At 61.5% G+C, this 20900-nt stretch carries 19 protein-coding genes; 10 read left to right on the forward strand and 9 right to left on the reverse strand.

Going from position 1 to position 20900, the window contains the following annotated elements:
• The first annotated feature begins 22 nt into the window (after positions 1-22).
• Genes ACHPFG_RS30385 through ACHPFG_RS30395 form a run of 3 tightly spaced genes read left to right on the forward strand, consistent with a single transcriptional unit; the run spans position 23 to position 4820 of the window.
• A complete protein-coding gene (locus ACHPFG_RS30385; protein WP_431701242.1) occupies positions 23-988 on the forward strand; it encodes an HlyD family secretion protein in 966 nt (321 codons plus the stop codon).
• A complete protein-coding gene (gene rbbA / locus ACHPFG_RS30390; RefSeq protein ID WP_431701243.1) occupies positions 985-3702 on the forward strand; it encodes a ribosome-associated ATPase/putative transporter RbbA in 2718 nt (905 codons plus the stop codon). Before ACHPFG_RS30385 ends, rbbA begins: the two co-directional genes overlap by 4 nt.
• Entirely contained in the window at positions 3702-4820 is a 1119-nt protein-coding gene (locus tag ACHPFG_RS30395) for an ABC transporter permease (RefSeq protein ID WP_431701244.1), read from the forward strand. The genes rbbA and ACHPFG_RS30395 overlap by 1 nt, the downstream gene beginning before the upstream one ends.
• A gap of 155 nt (positions 4821-4975) precedes the next feature.
• Here the strand turns inward: ACHPFG_RS30395 and ACHPFG_RS30400 are convergent, their stop codons facing one another.
• Positions 4976-5383, reverse strand: coding sequence for a flagellar basal body-associated protein FliL (locus ACHPFG_RS30400; RefSeq protein ID WP_131697582.1), 408 nt, complete (start codon positions 5381-5383; stop codon positions 4976-4978).
• Positions 5384-5533: 150 nt separating this feature from the next.
• On the opposite strand from ACHPFG_RS30400, the gene ACHPFG_RS30405 reads away from it, so the two are divergent.
• Together ACHPFG_RS30405 and glpT are read left to right on the forward strand one after the other, a co-directional pair.
• Positions 5534-6511, forward strand: coding sequence for an NADPH:quinone oxidoreductase family protein (locus tag ACHPFG_RS30405; protein WP_131697583.1), 978 nt, complete (start codon positions 5534-5536; stop codon positions 6509-6511).
• A 292-nt stretch (positions 6512-6803) separates the two neighbouring features.
• A complete protein-coding gene (gene glpT / locus ACHPFG_RS30410) occupies positions 6804-8141 on the forward strand; it encodes a glycerol-3-phosphate transporter (protein WP_092489833.1) in 1338 nt (445 codons plus the stop codon).
• Here the strand turns inward: glpT and ACHPFG_RS30415 are convergent.
• Complete coding sequence (locus ACHPFG_RS30415) at positions 8138-8791, reverse strand: gamma-glutamylcyclotransferase (protein ID WP_065926652.1); 654 nt, start codon at positions 8789-8791, stop codon at positions 8138-8140. The genes glpT and ACHPFG_RS30415 overlap by 4 nt on opposite strands.
• A gap of 266 nt (positions 8792-9057) precedes the next feature.
• Here ACHPFG_RS30415 and ACHPFG_RS30420 point away from each other — a divergent pair, with 266 nt between their 5' ends.
• Positions 9058-9540: a sn-glycerol-3-phosphate transporter gene (locus ACHPFG_RS30420; RefSeq protein WP_131697585.1), complete on the forward strand. Its 483-nt coding sequence runs from the start codon at positions 9058-9060 to the stop codon at positions 9538-9540.
• Positions 9541-9574: 34 nt separating this feature from the next.
• On the opposite strand, the gene ACHPFG_RS30425 is transcribed toward ACHPFG_RS30420, so the two are convergent.
• The 5 genes from ACHPFG_RS30425 to ACHPFG_RS30445 form a co-directional block, all read right to left on the reverse strand.
• A complete protein-coding gene (locus ACHPFG_RS30425) occupies positions 9575-10543 on the reverse strand; it encodes a CDP-6-deoxy-delta-3,4-glucoseen reductase (protein ID WP_131697586.1) in 969 nt (322 codons plus the stop codon).
• Positions 10543-12009, reverse strand: coding sequence for a 4-hydroxy-3-polyprenylbenzoate decarboxylase (gene ubiD, locus ACHPFG_RS30430; protein ID WP_027608362.1), 1467 nt, complete (start codon positions 12007-12009; stop codon positions 10543-10545). Before ubiD ends, ACHPFG_RS30425 begins: the two co-directional genes overlap by 1 nt.
• A 157-nt stretch (positions 12010-12166) precedes the next feature.
• Positions 12167-13426 carry a transcription termination factor Rho gene (gene rho / locus ACHPFG_RS30435; RefSeq protein WP_003176825.1) on the reverse strand — a complete coding sequence of 420 codons (1260 nt, stop codon included), beginning with the start codon at positions 13424-13426 and terminating at the stop codon, positions 12167-12169.
• 235 nt (positions 13427-13661) lie between these two features.
• Positions 13662-13991: a thioredoxin TrxA gene (gene trxA, locus ACHPFG_RS30440; protein ID WP_015886460.1), complete on the reverse strand. Its 330-nt coding sequence runs from the start codon at positions 13989-13991 to the stop codon at positions 13662-13664.
• Between the two features lie 121 nt (positions 13992-14112).
• Positions 14113-14808 (reverse strand): FadR/GntR family transcriptional regulator, encoded by a 696-nt coding sequence (locus ACHPFG_RS30445; protein WP_431701245.1) that lies wholly within the window; start codon positions 14806-14808, stop codon positions 14113-14115.
• A gap of 255 nt (positions 14809-15063) precedes the next feature.
• On the opposite strand from ACHPFG_RS30445, the gene ACHPFG_RS30450 reads away from it, so the two are divergent.
• The 4 genes from ACHPFG_RS30450 to ACHPFG_RS30465 are packed head-to-tail and all read left to right on the forward strand — an operon-like array spanning position 15064 to position 17903.
• Positions 15064-15849, forward strand: a complete 786-nt coding sequence (locus ACHPFG_RS30450) for a transporter substrate-binding domain-containing protein (protein WP_131697588.1) — start codon at positions 15064-15066, stop codon at positions 15847-15849.
• 14 nt (positions 15850-15863) lie between these two features.
• A complete protein-coding gene (locus ACHPFG_RS30455) occupies positions 15864-16532 on the forward strand; it encodes an amino acid ABC transporter permease (RefSeq protein WP_431701246.1) in 669 nt (222 codons plus the stop codon).
• A complete protein-coding gene (locus ACHPFG_RS30460; protein WP_115485519.1) occupies positions 16529-17179 on the forward strand; it encodes an amino acid ABC transporter permease in 651 nt (216 codons plus the stop codon). The genes ACHPFG_RS30455 and ACHPFG_RS30460 overlap by 4 nt, the downstream gene beginning before the upstream one ends.
• On the forward strand, positions 17166-17903 hold the full coding sequence (locus ACHPFG_RS30465) for an amino acid ABC transporter ATP-binding protein (RefSeq protein ID WP_065938032.1): 738 nt from the start codon (positions 17166-17168) through the stop codon (positions 17901-17903). Before ACHPFG_RS30460 ends, ACHPFG_RS30465 begins: the two co-directional genes overlap by 14 nt.
• Here ACHPFG_RS30465 and ACHPFG_RS30470 read toward each other — a convergent pair.
• On the reverse strand, positions 17875-18411 hold the full coding sequence (locus tag ACHPFG_RS30470; RefSeq protein WP_431701247.1) for a hypothetical protein: 537 nt from the start codon (positions 18409-18411) through the stop codon (positions 17875-17877). The two genes, ACHPFG_RS30465 and ACHPFG_RS30470, sit on opposite strands and share 29 nt — an antisense overlap.
• Positions 18401-20839, reverse strand: a complete 2439-nt coding sequence (locus ACHPFG_RS30475) for a fimbria/pilus outer membrane usher protein (protein WP_431701248.1) — start codon at positions 20837-20839, stop codon at positions 18401-18403. Before ACHPFG_RS30475 ends, ACHPFG_RS30470 begins: the two co-directional genes overlap by 11 nt.
• Between the last annotated feature and the right edge of the window lie 61 nt (positions 20840-20900).

The following is a 20900-nucleotide window of genomic DNA, read 5'->3' on the forward strand; positions in this document are numbered from 1 at the left end:
GCTAACGCTGCAGGATGCCCCCATGTCGATCACGCCACGCTCCTCCCACCTGTTTGCCGTTTTGTTGATTGCCTTGCTGCTCGCCGCCGGCGGCTTCGGTTACTGGAAGTCCACCCAGGACCGCCTGCCCGAAGGCTTGGCCATGGGCAACGGCCGCCTGGAATCCACCGAAGTACAGATCGCCGCCAAGATCCCCGGGCGGCTGGCCGAGGTGCGGGTGGATGAAGGCGACAAGGTGCTCAAGGGCCAACTGCTGGCACGCATGGACACCCGCACTCTGGAAGCCCAGCGCGCCCAGGCCGAAGCCGAAGTGCTGCGTGCCAAGGAAAACTTCGCTGCCGCCGAGGCCAACGTGCAGTTGCGCCAAAGCGAGCAACTGCTGGCCAACCAGGAACTCAAGCGCACCCAGGAGCTGTACAAGCGCGGCTTTGCCAGCAGCCAGTTGATCGACCAGCAGCAGGCGCGCCAGAACACCGGCAACGCCGCCGTGATCGCCGCGCAAGCCCAGGTCAATTCGGTAAAGGCCGCCATCGGTGCCGCCCAGGCCCAGGTCGCCCAGCTGACCAGCGAAATCGACGACAGCAGCCTGCGCGCGCCCATCGACGGCATCATCCAACTACGCCTGGCCGAGCCCGGCGAAGTCCTCGGCGCCGGCGGACGTGTGCTGTTGCTGATCGACCCCGAGGATCAGTACATGAACCTCTACCTGCCCGCCTCCGTCACCGGTCGCCTGACGGTTGGCAGTGACGCACGCATCCTGCTCGATGCCCTGCCCCAGCAACCGCTGCCGGCCAAGATCAGCTTTGTTGCCGCCAAGTCGCAGTTCACCCCCAAGGAAGTGGAAACCCGCGACGAACGCCAGAAACTGGTGTTTCGCGTCAAGCTACGCTTGACCCAACCCAGCGCCGTGCCCCAGGCCAAACCGGGCATGCCCGGCGCCGGCTACGTGCGCATGGCTGACATAGACTGGCCGGCCAACCTGCAATGACCGGCCTGGCGCTGCACGCCACCGCCATCAACCACCGTTACGGCAAGCAGCAGGCCTTGATCGACATCGCCTTCAGCCTGCCCACCGGCACGCGCTGCGGGCTGATCGGCCCGGATGGGGCGGGCAAGTCGAGCCTGTTGGGGTTGATCGCCGGGGTTAAAAAGCTCCAGGACGGCCAACTGGAGGTGCTCGGCGGCTCCATCCAGGACCGTCGCCATCGCAACAGCCTGTACCCACGCATCGCCTTCATGCCCCAGGGCCTGGGCGGCAACCTGTATCCCGAACTGTCCATCAGCGAAAACATCCGCTTCTTTGCCACGCTGTTCGGCCTGTCCAAAGCCGACTACGACCAGCGCATGCACAACCTGCTGCTGGCCACCGACCTCGCGCGCTTCGCCGAGCGCCCGGCCGGCAAGCTCTCCGGTGGCATGAAGCAGAAGCTCGGCCTCTGCTGCGCGCTGATCCACGACCCGGACCTGTTGATCCTCGACGAGCCCACCACCGGCGTCGACCCGCTGTCGCGGCGGCGCTTCTGGGAACTGGTCGAGACCGTACGCAATGAGCGCCCGCAACTGACGCTGCTGGTAGCCACGGCCTATATGGAGGAAGCCGAGCAATTCGAACATTGCCTGATGCTCGACCGTGGCAAGCTGATCGCCGACGGGCTCAGCAGCGAACTGGCGGCAGCGACCCCCAGCGGCAAACTGGATGAGGCCTTCACCCACTTCCAGGGCGACAGCGCCCATGACAACCAGCCACTGGTGATCCCGCCAAGGGAAAACGCCAACACCGATATCGCCATCGAAGCCCACGACCTGACCCTGCGCTTCGGGGACTTCACGGCAGTGAACAAGGTCAGCTTTGCCATCGGCCGTGGCGAGATCTTCGGCTTCCTCGGCTCCAACGGTTGCGGCAAGACCACCACCATGAAAGTCCTCACCGGGCTGATGCCGGCCACTGAAGGCAGCGCCACGCTGCTGGGCAACCCGGTGAACGCCAAGGACCTGGCCACCCGCAAGCGCGTAGGGTTCATGTCGCAAAGTTTCTCGCTGTATGGCGAACTCAGCGTGCGCCAGAACCTGGTGTTGCACGCGCAACTGTTCGATTTGCCCAAGGCCGACAGCGGCCCGCGCATCGATGAGTTGATCCAGCGCTTCGACCTCGGTGAAGTGGCCGAGCAGCCATCCGGGGAGCTGCCCCTCGGCCTGCGCCAACGCTTGTCCTTGGCCGTGGCGGTGCTGCATCGCCCGGAAGTGTTGATCCTCGATGAGCCCACCTCGGGCGTCGACCCGGCGGCGCGGGATGATTTCTGGCGGCTGCTGATCGAGTTGTCCCGCGAACAAGGGGTGACGATCTTCCTGTCCACCCATTTCATGAATGAAGCCCAGCGCTGTGACCGCATCTCCTTGATGCATGCCGGCAAGGTACTGGCCTGCGACACGCCGGACGCACTGCAACGGCAATTCAACGGCGACACCTTGGAAGCCGCGTTCGTCACCTGCCTTGAACAAGCCCAAGGCGATGCCGAACCCGCCACGTCGGCCAAAACCGTCAGCGAAACCCATGCGCCACCCATCAGCAAGCGTGGTTTCAGCCTGTCTCGCCTGCTGGCCGTGGCCAGCCGCGAAGGCAAGGAGTTGCTGCGCGACAAAGTGCGCATGGCCTTCGCCCTGCTCGGCGCGATGTTCATGATGGTGATCTTCGGCTACGGCATTTCCCTGGACGTGGAAAACCTCGCCTTTGCCGTCTACGACCAGGACCAGACGCCACAAAGCCGCGCCTATCTGGAGGCCTTCCGCAGCTCGCGCTACTTCGCCGAGCAGGCGCCGATCCAGGACGCCCATGAATTGCACCGACGCCTGCAACGCTCGGAAATCAAACTGGCCCTAGAGATCCCGCCCGGCTTTGGTCGCGATCTCTATGCCGGGCGCCAACCCACCGTGGCCGCGTGGCTCGATGGCGGCATGCCGTTTCGTGCGGAAACCAGCCGCAACTATGTAGAGGCGGTGCACCAAGGCAACCTGCGGCAACTGGCTGAACTGAGCAGCCAACCCCGCAGCAACCAGGCCGCCGCCAAGCTCGAGACTCGTTTTCGCTATAACCAGGACGTGGTCAGCGTGAATGCCATCGGCCCGGGCGTGATGGCACTGATCCTGGCGTTTATCCCGGCGATGCTCACCGCCCTGGGCATCGTGCGCGAGAAAGAGCTGGGCTCGATCACCAACTTCTACGCCACACCCCTGACGCGCCTGGAATTCCTGCTCGGTAAGCAGGCGCCTTACCTGGCCGTGAGCCTGGTCAACCTGGCGGTTCTGGTGGCGATGAATCGCTGGCTGTTCGGTGTGCCGTTCAAGGGCAGCGGCCTGACGCTGGCGTTTGGCGGGCTCCTGTATGTGCTGGCCACGACCAGCATGGGCCTGCTGATTTCCGCGTTCACCCGCACCCAGATCGCGGCCATCCTCGGCACCATGATCATCACCAGCCTGCCAACCATTCAGTTCTCCGGGCTGATCGTGCCACGCTCGTCCCTGGAAGGCGCCGCCGCCTTGATGGGCGCACTGTTTCCGGCCGGGCACTTTTTGGATATTGCCGTGGGCACCTTCACCAAGGCACTCGACCTGCGCCAGTTGTGGCCACAATGCCTGGCGCTGTTCGGCTTCTTTATCGGCTTCACCGGGTTGAGCCTGGTCATGCTCAAGAAGCAGGAGGCCTGATGCACAAGCTCGCACACATCTTCCGGCTGGGCATTAAGGAACTCACCAGCCTGCGGCACGACAGCGTCTTGCTGCTGTTTCTGTTCTACGCCTTCACCGTCGCCATCTACATGCCCGCCGCCGGCTCGGTGATCGGGGTGCACAACGCCAGCGTGGCGTTTGTCGATGAAGACCACAGCGCGCTCTCACGGCAAATGGCCGAGGCGCTGCAACCGCCCGAGTTCCAACCACCGGCGCCGTTGGCCTACGACCAGTTGGATAAGGTGATGGACAGCGGCCAGTACACCTTCGTAATCAACGTGCCCGCCAACTTCCAGGCCGACCTGTTGGCCGGTCGCCAGCCTGGCGTGCAGGTGAACGTCGACGCCACGGCGATGAGTCAGGCGTTCATGGGCGCGGGCTATATCGGGCGGATCTTCCAGCGCGAGTTGCTCAACTACAGCGGGCAAACCGATGCCGCAACCCAGGCGCCCGCACTGCTCACAACCCGAGCACTGTTCAACACCAACCTGGAGGGCGGCTGGTTCCTGGCCGTAATCCAGATCGTCAACAACATCACCATCCTGGCCATCGTGCTCACGGGCACCGCGTTGCTGCGAGAGCGCGAGCACGGCACCCTCGACCACCTGCTGGTGCTGCCGCTGACGGCGCTGGAAATCATGCTGGCGAAAATCTGGAGCAACATGCTGGTGGTGGTGCTGTGCACCTGGCTATCGCTGGAGGTGGTGGTCAAAGGGCTGCTCGGCGTGCCGCTGGCCGGGTCGCTGGGGTTGTTCCTGTTTGTGACCGCCCTGTATCTGTTTGCCAGTACGGCACTGGGGATCTTCCTCGCCACCCTCGCCCGCTCCACGCCGCAGTTCGGCTTGCTGGCGATCCCGGTGATTATCCCGATGCTGCTGTTGTCAGGCGGCAGCACGCCGCTGGACAGCATGCCCGAGTGGTTGCAATGGGTGATGCAGGGCTCGCCGTCGACGCACTTTGTGAGCCTGAGCGCAGCGATTTTGTTTCGCGACGCAGGCATCAGCGTGGTGTGGCCGGACTTGCTGGCGCTGGCGGGGATTGGGCTGTTGTTTTTTGCAGTGGCGTTGGCGCGGTTCAGGAAGAGTTTGGCGTCTTGAGCGTGCTGAGCCCGCTGATTGTGGCGAGCGGGCTTGCCCCGCGTTGGGTGGCGAAGCCGCCCCAAAACCCTACGCCTCGGTGTGCCTGCAGAAAACTGGTGAATTTGGAGGGGGCTGCTGCGCAGCCCAACGCGGGGCAAGCCCGCTCGCCACAGTTACTGGATGATCAGGTTGTTGAACAACAGGTCTTCCACCATAGGCTTGCCAGTCTCGTCGTTCATCACTTGCTGGGTTTGCTTCAGCGCTTCCTGACGCAGTTTTTCCTTGCCCTCGACAGTGCTCATCGTCTCGTTGGTCTGCTGGGTGAATAGCGCGACCAACTGGTTACGGATCAATGCGTCATTGGCCTTGACCGCTTTGGCGGCTTCCTCGCCGGTCACGCGCAGGGCGATGTCGGCCTTGAACACTTTGAGCTTGGCCGTGCCATCCAGGCCGTAGTTACCCACGAACGGCGGGCTCAGGCTGATATAGCTGACCTTCGGCGGCGCCCCTTCTTTGGCTTCTTCGGCCTGGGCTGCCATCGGCAAGGTCAGGGCCAGCATCAACAGGATCCACGCTTTCACAGTTCATTCCTCACATTCGGTTGCCGGGTAGCATAACGCTAGCAAGGCAGAGCACAAGCTTATGGCGACTTATCAGGGCCGAGCATGCTCGTTGACCCACAGGCCTACCCTCCTACACTTATCGGCCACGACACCAAAAGGAATAGCCCGATGAAAGCTGTGCTGTGCAAAGCCTTCGGCCCCGCCGAAACCCTGGTGCTGGAAGAGATCGCCAGCCCGGCGATCAAGAAGAACGAAATCCTGCTGGATGTGCATGCCGCCGGGGTCAACTTCCCCGACACCCTGATCATCGAGGGTAAATACCAGTTCAAGCCGCCCTTCCCGTTCTCGCCGGGTGGCGAGGCATCGGGCGTGGTCAGCGAAGTCGGGGAAAAGGTCAGCCACTTGAAAGTCGGCGACCGGGTCATGGCGCTCACCGGCTGGGGCAGCTTTGCCGAGCAGGTCGCGGTGCCGGGCTACAACGTGCTGCCGATCCCGCCGAGCATGGACTTCAACACCGCCGCCGCCTTCAGCATGACCTACGGCACCTCGATGCACGCGCTGAAACAACGCGCCAACCTGCAACCCGGCGAAACCCTGCTGGTCCTCGGCGCTTCCGGCGGCGTGGGCCTGGCCGCCGTGGAAATCGGCAAGGCCATGGGCGCACGGGTGATCGCCGCCGCGAGCAGCGCCGACAAACTCGCCGTGGCCAAGGCCGCCGGTGCCGATGAACTTATCAATTACAGCGAAGCCAGCTTGAAGGACGAGATCAAGCGCCTGACTGACGGTAACGGCGCCGATGTGATCTACGACCCGGTAGGCGGCGACCTGTTTGACCAGGCCATCCGCGCCATCGCCTGGAATGGCCGCCTGCTGGTGGTGGGTTTTGCCAGCGGGCGCATCCCGGAGCTGCCGGTGAACCTGGCGCTGCTCAAGGGCGCGGCGGTGGTCGGGGTGTTCTGGGGTTCATTTGCCCAGCGCCAGCCGCAGGACAATGCGGCGAACTTCCAGCAACTGTTCACTTGGTACGGTGAGGGCAAGCTCAAGCCACTGGTGTCGCAGGTGTATCCGCTGGAACAGGCCGCCCAGGCAATCAATGACCTCGGCCAGCGCAAGGCGGTGGGCAAGGTGGTCGTTCGAACCCGCTGACCGACCTGAAATGCAATCAAATGTGGGAGGGGGCTTGCCCCCGATGGCAGTGGGTGAGCTACAGATAAGCTGGCTGACCTACCGCTATCGGGGGCAAGCCCCCTCCCACATTTGTTCTCCATTGGTCTGAGAAACGCTAAGCGACCACCATTTATCTATTAGCGACATGTTCGTAAGAGAACACGCGCTTGCTCTCATTTCCTTTGTTTGCGCATAAGAGGCGATGCTATTTTCGGTAACGAAACTGTAACATTCGCATCCGCAGTCAAAACAAGAAATCTGGAGCTCTTGAATGTTTGCTTTCTTTCGTCCTGCCGCGCACCAGGCGCCCCTGCCTGAAGAAAAAATCGACAGTACCTATCGACGACTGCGCTGGCAGATCTTCGCCGGTATTTTCTTCGGTTATGCCGGGTACTACCTGCTGCGCAAAAACTTCTCTCTGGCCATGCCCTACCTGATCGACGAGGGTTACACCCGAGGTGAACTGGGCCTCGCGATGTCGGCCATCGCAATTGCCTACGGCCTGTCCAAGTTCCTCATGGGCCTGGTGTCCGACCGCTCCAACCCGCGCTACTTCCTGCCCTTCGGCCTGCTGGTATCGGCGGGGGTGATGTTCATTTTCGGTTTCGCACCTTGGGCGACGTCCAGCGTGACCATGATGTTCATTTTGCTGTTCATCAACGGCTGGGCCCAGGGCATGGGCTGGCCACCCAGTGGCCGGACCATGGTGCACTGGTGGTCGCAGAAAGAACGCGGCGGCGTGGTGTCGGTGTGGAACGTGGCGCACAACGTTGGCGGTGGCCTGATCGGCCCGCTGTTCCTGCTGGGGATGGCCTGGTTCAACGACTGGCATGCCGCCTTCTACGTGCCGGCCACGGTGGCCTTGGCGGTGGCGGCGTTTGCCTTCATCACCATGCGCGACACTCCGCAATCGGTGGGCCTGCCACCGATTGAGAAATACAAGAACGACTACCCGGAAGGCTACGACGCCAGCCACGAAGACGAATTCAGCGCCAAGGAAATCTTCGTCAAGTACGTGCTGCGCAACAAAATGCTCTGGTACATCGCCTTCGCCAACGTGTTCGTCTACCTGCTGCGCTACGGCGTACTGGACTGGGCGCCGACCTACCTCAAGGAAGCCAAGCACTTCACGGTGGATAAATCGTCCTGGGCGTACTTCTTCTACGAATGGGCAGGTATTCCGGGCACGCTGCTGTGTGGCTGGATGTCGGACAAGATCTTCCGTGGCAACCGTGGCCTGACCGGCATCGTGTTCATGGCGCTGGTGACCGTGGCGACCCTGGTGTACTGGCTCAACCCGCCGGGCAACCCGATGGTCGACATGATCGCGCTGTTCTCGATCGGCTTTTTGATCTACGGCCCGGTGATGTTGATCGGCCTGCAGGCGCTGGAACTGGCACCGAAGAAAGCCGCCGGTACGGCTGCGGGCTTCACCGGTCTGTTCGGCTACCTGGGCGGTTCGGTGGCCGCCAGTGCGGCCATGGGCTACACCGTGGACCATTTTGGCTGGGACGGTGGTTTCGTGCTGCTGATCGGCGCGTGCCTGCTGGCCATCGCGTTCCTGATCCCAACACTGTGGCACACCAACAGCGTCAGCTCAGCGCGTTAATCGCCTGAGCAATCCTTGGCACAACGCTTGAGCCGCGCCTCCAGATTCTTGTCTGGCATGGCGTGGCTACGCAGGGCGTTGACGGTCTGCTCGACATAATCGCGAGTGGTGCCGTAACGCCCGCAAGCGCTTTGCAGCACATGGTTCAGCACGATATCGGGCAAGTTGCCGGCGTAGCTGGGCAAGTGCCGCTCCAACACAAACCCCAACGCCTGCACCTGACTGCCATCTTCAAGACGGCAACTGAGCCAGTGTGGCCGGTACGAGGGGTAAGGCATCTCGCGCTGCCACAAGGCGTAAAGCGAGGCCTCCAGTTGATCTTCCGGCAAGCGATAGGCAAACCCGCTGCACGAGCCACCGCGATCCAAGCCAAAGACCAGGCCCGGTAACTCCGGCGTGCCCCGATGCTCATGGGACCACAGGTACAAGCCGCGGTGATAACCGTGCACCCGTGCCCGCACCCGTTCGGTCGACGAGCATTCCGGGCGCCAGATCAGCGAACCATACGCAAATAGCCAGACCGGCCCACCCTTGTGCCGGCCCATGGTGGCCTGCATCGAGCTCATTAACTGTTCGTGAGTGAGTTGCGGCCCAAGATCGAGCCGCGGAGGGTAAGCCAATTGCAAAAGATCGGATTCAATGGCGGTCATGGCGAAAAGCGGTGCGCCTCCTGTGTGTTACCAGTTGTAAGCAACTTTACCGTAATAAAACGCGCCGCTGTAACCGTACGGCGAAAAAGTGCTATAGGTGGTTGCCGCCACTGCTTTGGCGGCGCAGTCCCGTTCGTCAGGATTGAACAGGACAATCCCACTACTTTCAGCCCAGGTTCAGCCTGGGAACACGTCACGCCGTCAAACTGGCGCGCACATCACGACCCACCTAGCCGCCCATCAAACCGACTATTGAGGTCGCACCCATGAAGAAAATTCGACTGCCGGGCCTGCTGTTCCTGGCACAAGCCACCACCGCACTGGCTGGCGAAACGCCGCCCGCCGACGACGACAAAGGCTTCTGGTACGCGCAGACCAGCGTCTATACCCGGCACTTCGCGCCGGACAAAGACCACAACAACAACCAGGACCTGATAGGCCTGGAGCGCAATGAGGCATCAGGATTGGTGTATGGCGGGGCGACGTTTCGCAACTCGTTCAGCCAGCGCTCGTACTACGCCTACGCAGGCAAGCGCTATGACATGGCCGACTCTGCGGTGTACCTGAAGGTCACAGGCGGGGCGATCCAGGGCTATCGCGGCAAATACCGCGACAAGATCCCCCTCAACCGTTTCGGCGTGGCGCCGGTGATCATTCCGTCGGTAGGCACCCATTACGGGCCGGTGGCAGCAGAGTTGGTGCTGCTGGGGTTCAATGCGGCGATGGTGACGACCGGGGTACGATTCTGAGCGGGCGCAAGCCCCCTTCCACAGCTCGGTTTCGTCAGGGCCGCGGCGCGTAGGCGAATACGTCGGCGCGCATCTGGTGCGCATCCATGCCGGCGTCAACCAACGCATCCAGCGTGCCGTAGATCATCGCCGGTGAACCGCTGGCGTAGACATGCACCGCCTTGAGGTCGGCAATGTCTTCGCACACGGCTTCATGCAGCAGGCCGCAGCGCCCCTCCCAACCACACAGGTCGCTGACCACCTTGTGCAGGAACAGGTTGGGCAGTTGCAGCCATTGGTCCCAGTGTTCGATCTCGTAGAAATCTTCCGGGCGACGCACACCCCAGTACAGGTGCACCGGGTGCTTGAAGCCGGAAGCGCGGCAATGCTCGATCAGGCTGTGCATCTGCGCCATGCCGGTACCGGCAGCGATCAGCACCAATGGCCCGTCCGGCAGCTCGGCCAGGTGGGTGTCGCCAAAAGGCAGCTCGATGCGCGCCATCTGGTTGCGCTGCAATTGCTCCAGCAAGTTGCGCGCGCTGTCCTCGCGGGCCAGTACATGCAGTTCCAGCTCGCGACCGGCATGGGGCGCCGACGCCAGGGAAAATGCCGACTTCTCGCCATTCTCCCGCTCGATCATCAGGTATTGCCCGGCGTGGTAACGCACCGCCTTGCCGGCCGGGGCCCGCAGGCGCACGCGCCACACGTCGCCACCCACTTCCACGCACTCACTCAATTGGCACGACAACTTGCGCAACGGCAGCTCTCCCGGCGCCAGCACGCCATCCCACAACACAATGCAATCTTCCAGCGGCTCGGCGATGCAGGTGTAGAACTCACCGTGGTCGCGCACCTCGCCGGCTTGCTGCACCCGGCCTTCCACCAGCAGTGCGGCGCACACGTGGCACACGCCATTGCGGCACGCCTGGGGGCACTCGTAGCCCAGGCGGCGCGCGCCTTCGAGGATTCGCTCGCCGGGTTCCAGCTCCAGCACGGCGCCGGAAGGTTGCAGGGTTACACGCATCAATCTATTCCCAATTCTTTCCAGATCGCATCGACACGTGCCGTGACGGCCTCATCCTTGACGATCACCCGGCCCCACTCACGGGTCGTTTCACCCGGCCATTTGTGGGTAGCGTCCAGGCCCATCTTCGAGCCCAGGCCCGACACCGGCGACGCGAAGTCGAGGTAGTCGATCGGCGTGTTGTCGATCATCACCGTGTCGCGCTTGGGGTCCATGCGCGTGGTGATGGCCCAGATCACATCGTTCCAGTCCCGGGCGTTGATGTCGTCGTCGGTAACGATAACGAACTTGGTGTACATGAACTGTCGCAAAAACGACCACACACCCAGCATTACCCGCTTGGCATGGCCCGGGTACGACTTCTTCATGGTCACGATGGCCATGCGATACGAACAGCCTTCCGGCGGCAGGTAGAAGTCGGTGATCTCCGGGAATTGCTTCTGCAGGATCGGTACGAACACTTCGTTCAGCGCCACACCCAGAATCGCCGGTTCATCGGGCGGACGGCCGGTGTAGGTGCTGTGGTAGATCGGCTTGATCCGGTGGGTGATGCGCTCGACAGTGAACACCGGAAAGCTGTCGACTTCGTTGTAATAGCCGGTGTGGTCGCCGTAAGGGCCTTCATCGGCCATCTCGCCTGGATGAATCACGCCTTCGAGGATGATTTCAGCGGTAGCCGGTACTTGCAGGTCGTTGCCACGGCACTTCACCAGCTCGGTGCGGTTGCCACGCAACAGGCCGGCGAAAGCGTACTCGGACAAGCTGTCGGGTACAGGGGTGACGGCACCGAGGATGGTCGCAGGGTCGGCGCCCAGGGCCACGGAGACCGGGAACGGCTTGCCGGGATGCTTCTCGCACCACTCACGGAAGTCCAAGGCACCGCCACGGTGGCTCAGCCAACGCATGATCACCTTGTTGCGGCCGATCACTTGCTGGCGGTAGATACCGAGGTTCTGGCGGTCTTTGTTCGGGCCCTTGGTGACGGTCAGGCCCCAGGTGATCAGCGGGCCGACATCGCCGGGCCAGCAGGTTTGCACGGGGAGCATGGCCAGATCGACGTCATCCCCTTCGATGACCACTTCCTGGCATACCGCGTCCTTGACCACCTTGGGTGCCATGGCAATGATCTTGCGGAAGATCGGCAGCTTCGACCAGGCATCCTTCAGGCCCTTGGGCGGCTCGGGTTCCTTGAGGAACGCCAGCAGCTTGCCGATCTCGCGCAACTCGCTGACCGCCTCGGCGCCCATGCCAAAGGCCACACGCTCGGGGGTACCGAACAGGTTGCCGAGCACCGGAATATCAAAACCGGTGGGGTTCTCGAACAGCAGCGCCGGCCCCTTGTTACGCAAGGTGCGGTCGCAAATCTCAGTCATTTCCAGCACCGGGGAAATCGGCATCTGGATACGTTTCAACTCTCCGCGCTGCTCAAGTTGCTGCACGAAATCCCGAAGATCCTTGAATTTCATTAACCATGCCACCCGTAAAATAGGCGTACATCCTACCTGCTCTGAGGGCTGCTGGCAGCTTATCGCGGTGCATTTGGATCGGGAACATGCTTAAAAAACGCGCAAAAAAAAATGGCGCCCCCGAGGGCGCCATTCTTTTGGACCTGAAACGTCGTTATTACTTACGTTTCATCGACAGGAAGAACTCGTCGTTGGTCTTGGTGGTTTTCAACTTGTCGATCAGGAACTCGATGGCCGCCACTTCATCCATCGGGTGCAGCAGCTTGCGCAGGATCCACATGCGCTGAAGTTCGTCGTCGGCGGTCAGCAACTCTTCGCGGCGGGTGCCGGAGCGGTTGATGTTGATCGCCGGGAACACGCGTTTTTCCGCGATGCGACGGTCCAGGGGCAGTTCCATGTTGCCGGTACCCTTGAACTCTTCGTAGATCACTTCGTCCATCTTCGAACCGGTTTCAACCAGTGCGGTGGCGATAATGGTCAGCGAGCCGCCTTCTTCGATATTCCGCGCAGCGCCGAAGAAACGCTTCGGTTTCTCCAGGGCGTGGGCATCGACACCACCGGTCAATACCTTGCCGGAGCTCGGGATCACGGTGTTGTAGGCACGGGCCAGACGGGTGATGGAGTCGAGCAGGATCACCACGTCCTTCTTGTGTTCGACCAGGCGCTTGGCCTTCTCGATCACCATTTCGGCAACCTGCACGTGGCGGGTTGGCGGCTCATCGAACGTCGAGGCAACCACTTCGCCGCGCACGGTGCGCTGCATTTCGGTTACTTCTTCCGGACGCTCATCGATCAGCAAGACGATCAGGTGAACTTCAGGATTGTTACGTGCGATGTTCGCTGCAATGTTCTGCAGCATGATGGTCTTACCGGCTTTCGGCGGAGCGACGATCAGGCCACGCTGGCCTTTGCCGATCGGGGCGCACAGGTCGATCACGCGACCGGTCAAGTCTTCGGTGGAACCGTTACCGGCTTCCATCTTCATGCGCACGGTCGGGAACAGCGGTGTCAGGTTCTCGAAGAGAATCTTGTTTTTCGCGTTCTCGGGACGATCGAAGTTGATCGTGTCGACCTTGAGCAGGGCGAAGTAACGCTCGCCTTCCTTCGGTGGGCGGATCTTGCCAACGATGGTGTCACCGGTGCGCAAGTTGAAGCGACGGATCTGGCTCGGCGAGACATAGATATCGTCTGGGCCGGCGAGATAGGAGGCGTCTGCAGAGCGGAGGAAGCCGAAGCCGTCCTGGAGAATCTCCAGCACGCCATCACCGGAGATTTCCTCGCCGCTTTTCGCGTGCTTTTTCAGCAGGGAGAAAATCACGTCCTGCTTGCGCGAACGGGCCATATTTTCTATGCCCATTTCTTCGGCCAGTTGGAGCAGGTCGGTAATCGGCTTTTGCTTGAGTTCAGTCAGATTCATATAGGAATGACGTAATCATTTATGGAGGGGGGGAAATTAAGCTTTTGGCTTAATGAGGCCGCGCCGCAGAGAAGGCGACAGGATCGCGTACTAATCGAAAAGGAATGCGTCGGCGACGGCTTGCAGGGGGCAGTGGAGAAACCAGTGCGGGGCCGAATGTACCACCTGAGTTTCGGAGCGTCTAGCCCTGTTTCACGAAAAAGCCCCGCTATTTGCGGGGCTTTTTTGATGACACTCAGATGTTGGCGTCGAGGAAAGCTTGCAGCTGCGACTTCGACAGCGCGCCCACCTTAGTGGCTTCGACGTTGCCGTTCTTGAACAGCATTAGCGTAGGAATACCGCGCACGCCATGCTTGGCCGGGGTTTCCTGATTGTCGTCGATGTTCAGCTTGGCAATGGTCAGCTTGCCTTCATAGGTGGTTGCAATGTCGTCCAGGACCGGAGCGATCATTTTGCAAGGGCCACACCATTCAGCCCAGTAGTCAACCAGCACCGGGCCAGCAGCCTTGAGTACTTCGGCCTCAAAGGTCGCGTCGGTGACGTGCTTGATAAGATCGTTGCTCATGGATGTCTCCGGATTGTAAGCAAAAAAAACGTTGCCCATCATAGCCGCCCTTCCCCCGTTCAGGAAGCCGCCTCTGATTGAGTCTTCCTATGATGGCGCATGAGTTTGGGTATAGCCCCACTCAGGGCGCAACGGGAGTCACGAAGGCAATACCCGTGCGCAACGCCGCATTGCGTACATGCTCCTGCATGGTTTTCTGCGCCGATGCGCTGGCCCGCCGGGCCAGGGCGCGCAGGATTTTGCGATGCTCCTGCCAGGTTTCCATGGCCCGCTCCGGTCGGATGAACGGTAGTTTCTGACTTTCCAGAAACACCTCGGCACTGGCACTCAGGATGCTCACCATCGCCCGGTTACCACTGGCCAACAGGATGCGCTGGTGGAACTCGAAGTCCAGCCGCGCAGCCGCTTCGAAGTCACCGGCCTTGAGCACCTTGCGCATCGCTTCGACGTTGTCTTCCAGGCTGTCCAGCGCATCGATCGTCAGCGTCATAGCCGCCAAACCCGCCGCAAACCCTTCCAGTGCGTAACGCAACTGAAAGATTTCGAGCGGCGTGGCCTGGGCGGCAAAAGGCCAGGCAAAGCCCGGTGCGTCCTCCACCGCCTGCACGAACACACCTTTGCCCGGCTGCACACTGACCACCCCCAAAGCGCTCAAGGACGACAGCGCTTCGCGCAGCGACGCCCGGCTGACGCCCAACTGCACCGCCAGGTCGCGCTGGGACGGCAGTGCATCGCCCGGCCCGAAGCCTTGCTCCTTGATCAGTTTGCGGATGGCCTGCAGGGCCGCCTCCGGTACGGCTTGGGCGATGGAATTCATAAAAAACTCAAGGTTTGCGTCAACAGAGCGGCTAGTTGTAAAGCTATTCGGGGGCCGCGGCAAGCCACGCCCCAAAGGGGCTCGCGGAGTTTTACCGACGCTCGAAAAGGGTGCGAAAACGCGCAGCACTGTTCAGACCAGTAAGACCACTGAACCTCAACAAACTCGAGCCTCACAGACAATCCGAGCAGTACTGGCATGGGCTATGCACTGAGCAAATCCAGAAAATTCCTTCGCCCTTCTCGGAGAGTTGCCATGACCAAGCGCTTCAGCGCCCTGCTCACTGCCCTGTTTGCCAGCCTGATGCTGAGCCAGGCACCCGCCCAGGCCAACGGTCTGGACGATATCGTCGCCCGTGGCACCCTCAAGGTCGCCGTGCCCCAGGACTTCCCGCCGTTCGGCTCGGTCGGCCCCGACATGAAGCCCCGTGGTCTGGACATCGACACCGCCAAGCTGCTGGCCGACCAACTTAAGGTCAAGCTGGAGCTGACCCCGGTCAACAGCACCAACCGCATCCCGTTCCTCACCACCGGCAAGGTCGACCTGGTGATCTCCAGCCTGGGCAAGAACCCCGAGCGCGAAAAGGTCATCGACTTCTCCAAGGCCTACGCACCGTTCTATCTGGCCGTGTTCGGCCCGCCTGATGCCGCCATCAGCAGCACCGACGACCTCAAGGGCAAGACCATCAGCGTGACCCGTGGCGCCATCGAAGACATCGAGCTGACCGCTGTAGCGCCTAAGGAAGCCACCATCAAGCGCTTCGAAGACAACAACTCCACCATCGCCGCCTACCTGGCCGGCCAGGTCGACCTGATCGCCAGCGGCAACGTGGTGATGGTGGCAATCAGCGAACGCAACCCGAAACGCGTGCCAGCGTTGAAAGTGAAGCTCAAGGACTCGCCGGTGTACGTGGGCGTGAACAAGAACGAGCCGGCGCTTCTGGAGAAGGTCAACCAGATCCTGGTCGCGGCCAAAGCTGACGGCAGCCTGGAAAAGAACGCGATGCAGTGGCTCAAAGAACCATTGCCTGCTGATCTCTGAAGCGGAGCTGATTGATGGCCTATCAATTCGACTTTGTGCCGGTGCTGGCCAATACGGACCTGCTGTTGCGCGGCGCGCTGTTCACCCTTGAGCTGACTGCCATCGGCACAATCCTGGGCGTCGCCCTGGGCACTGTCGGCGCCGTGGTGCGGGCGTGGAAGATCCAGCCATTTGCCTGGTTCTTCGGTGTGTATGTCGAGTTGATCCGCAACACGCCGTTCCTGGTGCAGTTGTTCTTCATCTTCTTCGGCCTGCCCTCCCTGGGATTGAAAATTACCGAGTGGCAAGCAGCCGTATTGGCGATGGTGATCAACCTGGGAGCCTACTCCACGGAGATCATCCGCGCCGGTATCCAGGCCATCCCACGTGGGCAACTGGAAGCCGCCGCCGCGCTGGCGATGACGCGCTTCGAAGCGTTTCGCCATGTGGTGCTGCTGCCGGCGCTGGGCAAGGTGTGGCCGGCCCTGAGCAGCCAGATCATCATCGTGATGCTCGGTTCGGCGGTGTGTTCGCAGATCGCCACCGAGGAGCTGAGCTTTGCCGCCAACTTTATCCAGTCGCGCAATTTCCGCGCGTTCGAAACCTATGCCCTGACCACCCTGGTGTACCTGTGCATGGCGTTGATGATTCGCCAGTTGCTCAACTGGATCGGCCGCCGCTTTGTGATGAGGAACAGCCGATGAGTGATTTTTCCTTCTGGGACATCGTGCGCAACCTGCTTACGGGCCTGCAGTGGACGCTGTTGCTGTCGCTCGTGGCGTTTATCGGCGGCGGCCTGATCGGCTTGCTGGTGATGACCCTGCGCATCAGCCGCAAGGCATTCGCGCGCAATGTTGCGCGCACCTATATCGAACTGTTCCAGGGCACACCGTTGTTGATGCAGCTGTTCCTGGTTTTTTTCGGCATTGCCCTGCTCGGCGTGGATATTTCGCCCTGGCTGGCGGCCGCGATCGCCTTGACGCTGTTTACCAGCGCCTACCTCGCCGAAATCTGGCGCGGCTGCGTCGACTCCATCGCCCACGGCCAGTGGGAAGCATCGGCCAGCCTGGCGTTGAATCCGCTTGAACAACTGCGCTACGTGATCCTGCCCCAAGCCCTGCGCATTGCAGTGGCGCCCACCGTTGGGTTCTCGGTGCAAGTGGTCAAAGGCACCGCTGTCACTTCAATCATTGGTTTTACCGAACTGACCAAGACCGGCGGCATGCTCGCCAACGCCACCTTCGAGCCCTTTATGGTCTACGGCTTGGTGGCCCTCGGTTACTTCCTGCTCTGCTACCCCTTGTCCCTCAGTGCGCGCTACCTGGAAAGGAGACTGCATGCCTCTGCTTAGAATTTCCGCTCTGCATAAGTATTACGGCGATCACCACGTCCTCAAGGGCATCGACCTGACCGTTGAAGAAGGCCAGGTGGTGGCAATCATCGGCCGCAGCGGCTCGGGCAAGTCCACCTTGCTGCGCACCCTCAATGGCCTGGAGTCGATCAACGACGGCGTGATCGAAGTCGATGGTGAATACCTCGACGCGGCCCGGGCCGATCTGCGCAGCCTGCGGCAGAAAGTCGGCATGGTGTTCCAACAGTTCAACCTGTTCCCGCACCTGACGGTGGGTGAAAACGTCATGCTTGCACCACAGGTCGTGCAAAAAGTGCCCAAGGCCAAAGCGGCTCAACTGGCCAGGCAGATGCTGGAGCGCGTGGGGCTGGGCGAGAAATTCGACGCTTTCCCCGATCGCCTGTCCGGCGGCCAGCAACAGCGGGTTGCCATCGCCCGCGCCCTGGCCATGTCGCCCAAGGTGCTGCTGTGCGATGAAATCACCTCGGCCCTGGACCCGGAGCTGGTCAATGAAGTGCTCAGCGTGGTGCGCCAACTGGCCAAGGACGGCATGACCCTGATCATGGTCACCCACGAAATGCGATTCGCCCGGGAAGTCGGCGACAAGCTGGTGTTCATGCACCAAGGCAAGGTGCACGAAGTCGGCGATCCCAAGGTACTGTTCGCCAACCCGCAAACCCCCGAGTTCGCCAACTTCATCGGCTCAGTGGAACAGCCGGACTGACCAGTTCGAAACTGCCGCGCCCCTCCAGCACCACTTGATTGCTGACTTGCAGGGCGTTGGCGGGCAGGTCGGTGTCGACTTCAACCTGGGCAGTCAATCGCTTTCCCGCCGCCCGAGCGACCAGGACCTGGCCCGGCAATAACTGCCCGTCGAAGGCCTTACCCGGAAGGTGGGCCTGCGCCCATTCGACGGCACGCCCATCCACCTGGGCGTGCTTGAGAGTCAGGCTGAACCGCCCATGACGCCCAAACCGATAACCTTGCCCGTCGGCCACGCCGGTAAATCGCAATGCGATAGCTGCCGGCTCTGCGCACAGTACGTTCAGGTGCACCCTGCGCGTACCCAGCGCGATTGAACGGCTCTCGACAAGCGCCTCCCTGCGAATGACGCCATAGTCTATATACGGCTGGCTGACGGACAGCTGGCAGTTTTCGGCGCGAACTCCACCGGCCATCGACAGCGTGCAGAGCACTGCGAAAAAACCCGCGATTTTCAGCTTAACGACCATGGCACACCGCCGATGTTGTCTCATAAAACTTGTCATGGTCGGCCTTGGTCTCGGGAGCAAGGTTGAGCAGGCAAGAGGAGGAGTCCGGCAATGCAACGCGCAGGTGTTGCGAGTCATTGAAGTCGTTCAGAAAGATCATGCCGTCACCCACCACACTGGTCAGGAAGCGATTGTTTTTGTCGAACACCGAAGCACCCTGAGGCAGTGTTCGCCCTTGTTGATCAGTGGCCGTGACTAACACACGACGCACTGTCACCACATCGAATGCGACGGTATTGACGGCCCCTCGCCCAGGGGCAAGCACCCGGGTGCCGTTCTTCAGGTCAACGCGCTTGGGCAAGGACTGGGTCTGCACTTCGATGCGGCTGTTCGTGTAGGCGGGCAAGCCTGGGATCACGGCCTGCCCGCTGAAGTCGGTCCACACCGGACCGTAGGGCGTGTCGAGTTTGGCAGAGCCGATATCCCCTACCGATGCGATGCCAAAGGTGTCCTGGATGGCATACGGCGAGAAGGTCACGCCGCCCGCGTGAGCCACCACGCCACCTTGCAGCTGCCCCGTGTAACTGGTGCCCGATGGGTCGCGACTGACCCCCAGGCCCACGCGGGTGTAGCGTGGCATCAGGTCCACCTGGCCGCGTATCGATTGCTCCCGGGCGCTGAGGTCGCGTTCGACACCGACCTCGTAATTCACATACTCATTGACCCGCTCACTGAGCGCCGTACCGGCTCGGGACTGATTGCCACGCTTGCTGACATAGCTGTTCACCCGCCGGTCGCTGCCCAGGGGTACGCTGACCTGCAGCCGCACGGACAGATCACTGTCCTCGACCGTATCGCGCCGACGGCCCTCACTCAGGGCATCGCGGCGTGCCGAAGTACCGCCTACCTGAGAGTCAGCGACCAATGCGACGTCCGCATAGCGGAACGACTTGTTCCATGCCGCAAACACATGGTCGGCCGACTGCCCATCAAACTGGGAACTGCGGGTATACCCCACGGAAAATGCACCCAGCGTGTTGTCGACCCAGCTCACACCCGCCGTGTACTGACGCTTGAAGCGCGCATCCAGCTCGTCGGTCCTGGCCGATCGGCCCGCTTCAAGGACCTCGCGATAGCCATGGCTTTGCGTAGTGACACTGAGGTTAAGATCGATGTTGGCGCTCACCGGGCTGCTCGCGGACACGCTGCTGCGTGATCCGAACACCGTATTACGGCTGTCCCGGGAAACGTTGTGACGTGCGCCAACAGAAACCCGCTGGAAAAACACGCTGCTCAAGGTGCCTCCTGCCGCCCCATACTCATCGGAGCCCAACAAGCCGAAGCCCGCAGAGGAGTCTCGCCCCAAGCCCCAGGTGCCGCTGCCCATGGCAACGACCGGAGTCGGGCCTTCCTCATGCGCATTTCTACGCACCTTGCCCAAGGAGAGATAGTAGCCAGGCTCCGCCGGGGCGCTCCCGGCAAATGAGGCCGCAGGTACCACGAAGCTGCGCTTGGCACCTCGCACATCGATGACGCTGACCGCCAAGTCGCTGGTGCCGTTGAGCAATGGCAAGCCCGTCAGCCGGAACGGTCCCTCGGGCACCAGTGTGCTGTGGATCAACACTCCCGATTGACGTACTTCAATCCGCGACTGGCTCTGCGCCAGCCCCTCCACCACAGCATTGTTACTGCCCGCCGGCGTGCGCGACTGACCATCAGGGGAAAACTGCACACCGGACAGCTGAACACCGCCAAACAGCGGGTTGTTGCTGGAGAGCTGACCTACCTGAAAGGTCGATTGCAACGCGGTAATATCCCGCTGCGCATAAGCATAAAGATGCTCGTTGCGTGTCACTCCATTGTCGGACACATAAAATTGGCGGCTGCGGACAATCCAATCGCCCAGGTTGAAACCCGCCTCGGTATAGGCCGAAACAAAACGATTGCTTCCATTGTTCGAATAACTGTCGAATCCCTGCACGTCATAGTTGAACAACGCCGCCGCCCCGCCCCGGGCAAACTGGCCAGCCTCCCACTGCGGTTCACGCAGTGATCCGGTCGGCACTACCAGCGCCACTTCGTCATTGCCTGGGCGCAGCCGCACCATCGTGGCCGGGAAAGCACCCAGGAAGTCGTGGCAGGCCAGGTCTGCAGTAGCGCCCTTGCGGATAATGCCTTCGGGCTTCACCAATCCGGCTTTATCGAGCAGCCCCGGGGTGAAACACAGCTGCCCTTGCGAGTCGAACCGGGCATCGACCAACCCGAGCGGGTTGCCATTGACCCGCAACCCCACCACATGAACACCTTCGCGAAAGCGCGCCGCACTGCGAAAGTAGTCGGAGACCTTCGGATCAATGCCGTGGGTAGTCAGTGCAGCCAGGTCGAAACCCTCCCCCAGTTCCACTGCGGGGGCCAGGCCAGGCAAGCCCCATAGTGTCGCAACCCCCATCAGCAGAGTGGGCCGACACGGCCACAAAGAAGCCACTCGTTTGTTATTCGGCAGGTTGGCC

It is taken from the genome of Pseudomonas sp. BR20, from assembly GCF_050780135.1.
GTDB lineage: Bacteria > Pseudomonadota > Gammaproteobacteria > Pseudomonadales > Pseudomonadaceae > Aquipseudomonas.

Bases quoted from the DNA above. Each gene is read 5' to 3' on its own strand.
- ACHPFG_RS30385 (WP_431701242.1), top strand. From the start codon at position 23: ATGTCGATCACGCCACGCTCCTCCCACCTGTTTGCCGTTTTGTTGATT.
- rbbA (WP_431701243.1), top strand. From the start codon at position 985: ATGACCGGCCTGGCGCTGCACGCCACCGCCATCAACCACCGTTACGGC.
- ACHPFG_RS30395 (WP_431701244.1), top strand. From the start codon at position 3,702: ATGCACAAGCTCGCACACATCTTCCGGCTGGGCATTAAGGAACTCACC.
- ACHPFG_RS30405 (WP_131697583.1), top strand. From the start codon at position 5,534: ATGAAAGCTGTGCTGTGCAAAGCCTTCGGCCCCGCCGAAACCCTGGTG.
- glpT (WP_092489833.1), top strand. From the start codon at position 6,804: ATGTTTGCTTTCTTTCGTCCTGCCGCGCACCAGGCGCCCCTGCCTGAA.
- ACHPFG_RS30415 (WP_065926652.1), bottom strand. From the start codon at position 8,791: ATGACCGCCATTGAATCCGATCTTTTGCAATTGGCTTACCCTCCGCGG.
- ACHPFG_RS30420 (WP_131697585.1), top strand. From the start codon at position 9,058: ATGAAGAAAATTCGACTGCCGGGCCTGCTGTTCCTGGCACAAGCCACC.
- ACHPFG_RS30425 (WP_131697586.1), bottom strand. From the start codon at position 10,543: ATGCGTGTAACCCTGCAACCTTCCGGCGCCGTGCTGGAGCTGGAACCC.
- ubiD (WP_027608362.1), bottom strand. From the start codon at position 12,009: ATGAAATTCAAGGATCTTCGGGATTTCGTGCAGCAACTTGAGCAGCGC.
- rho (WP_003176825.1), bottom strand. From the start codon at position 13,426: ATGAATCTGACTGAACTCAAGCAAAAGCCGATTACCGACCTGCTCCAA.
- trxA (WP_015886460.1), bottom strand. From the start codon at position 13,991: ATGAGCAACGATCTTATCAAGCACGTCACCGACGCGACCTTTGAGGCC.
- ACHPFG_RS30445 (WP_431701245.1), bottom strand. From the start codon at position 14,808: ATGAATTCCATCGCCCAAGCCGTACCGGAGGCGGCCCTGCAGGCCATC.
- ACHPFG_RS30450 (WP_131697588.1), top strand. From the start codon at position 15,064: ATGACCAAGCGCTTCAGCGCCCTGCTCACTGCCCTGTTTGCCAGCCTG.
- ACHPFG_RS30455 (WP_431701246.1), top strand. From the start codon at position 15,864: ATGGCCTATCAATTCGACTTTGTGCCGGTGCTGGCCAATACGGACCTG.
- ACHPFG_RS30460 (WP_115485519.1), top strand. From the start codon at position 16,529: ATGAGTGATTTTTCCTTCTGGGACATCGTGCGCAACCTGCTTACGGGC.
- ACHPFG_RS30465 (WP_065938032.1), top strand. From the start codon at position 17,166: ATGCCTCTGCTTAGAATTTCCGCTCTGCATAAGTATTACGGCGATCAC.
- ACHPFG_RS30470 (WP_431701247.1), bottom strand. From the start codon at position 18,411: ATGGTCGTTAAGCTGAAAATCGCGGGTTTTTTCGCAGTGCTCTGCACG.
- ACHPFG_RS30475 (WP_431701248.1), bottom strand. From the start codon at position 20,839: ATGGGGGTTGCGACACTATGGGGCTTGCCTGGCCTGGCCCCCGCAGTG.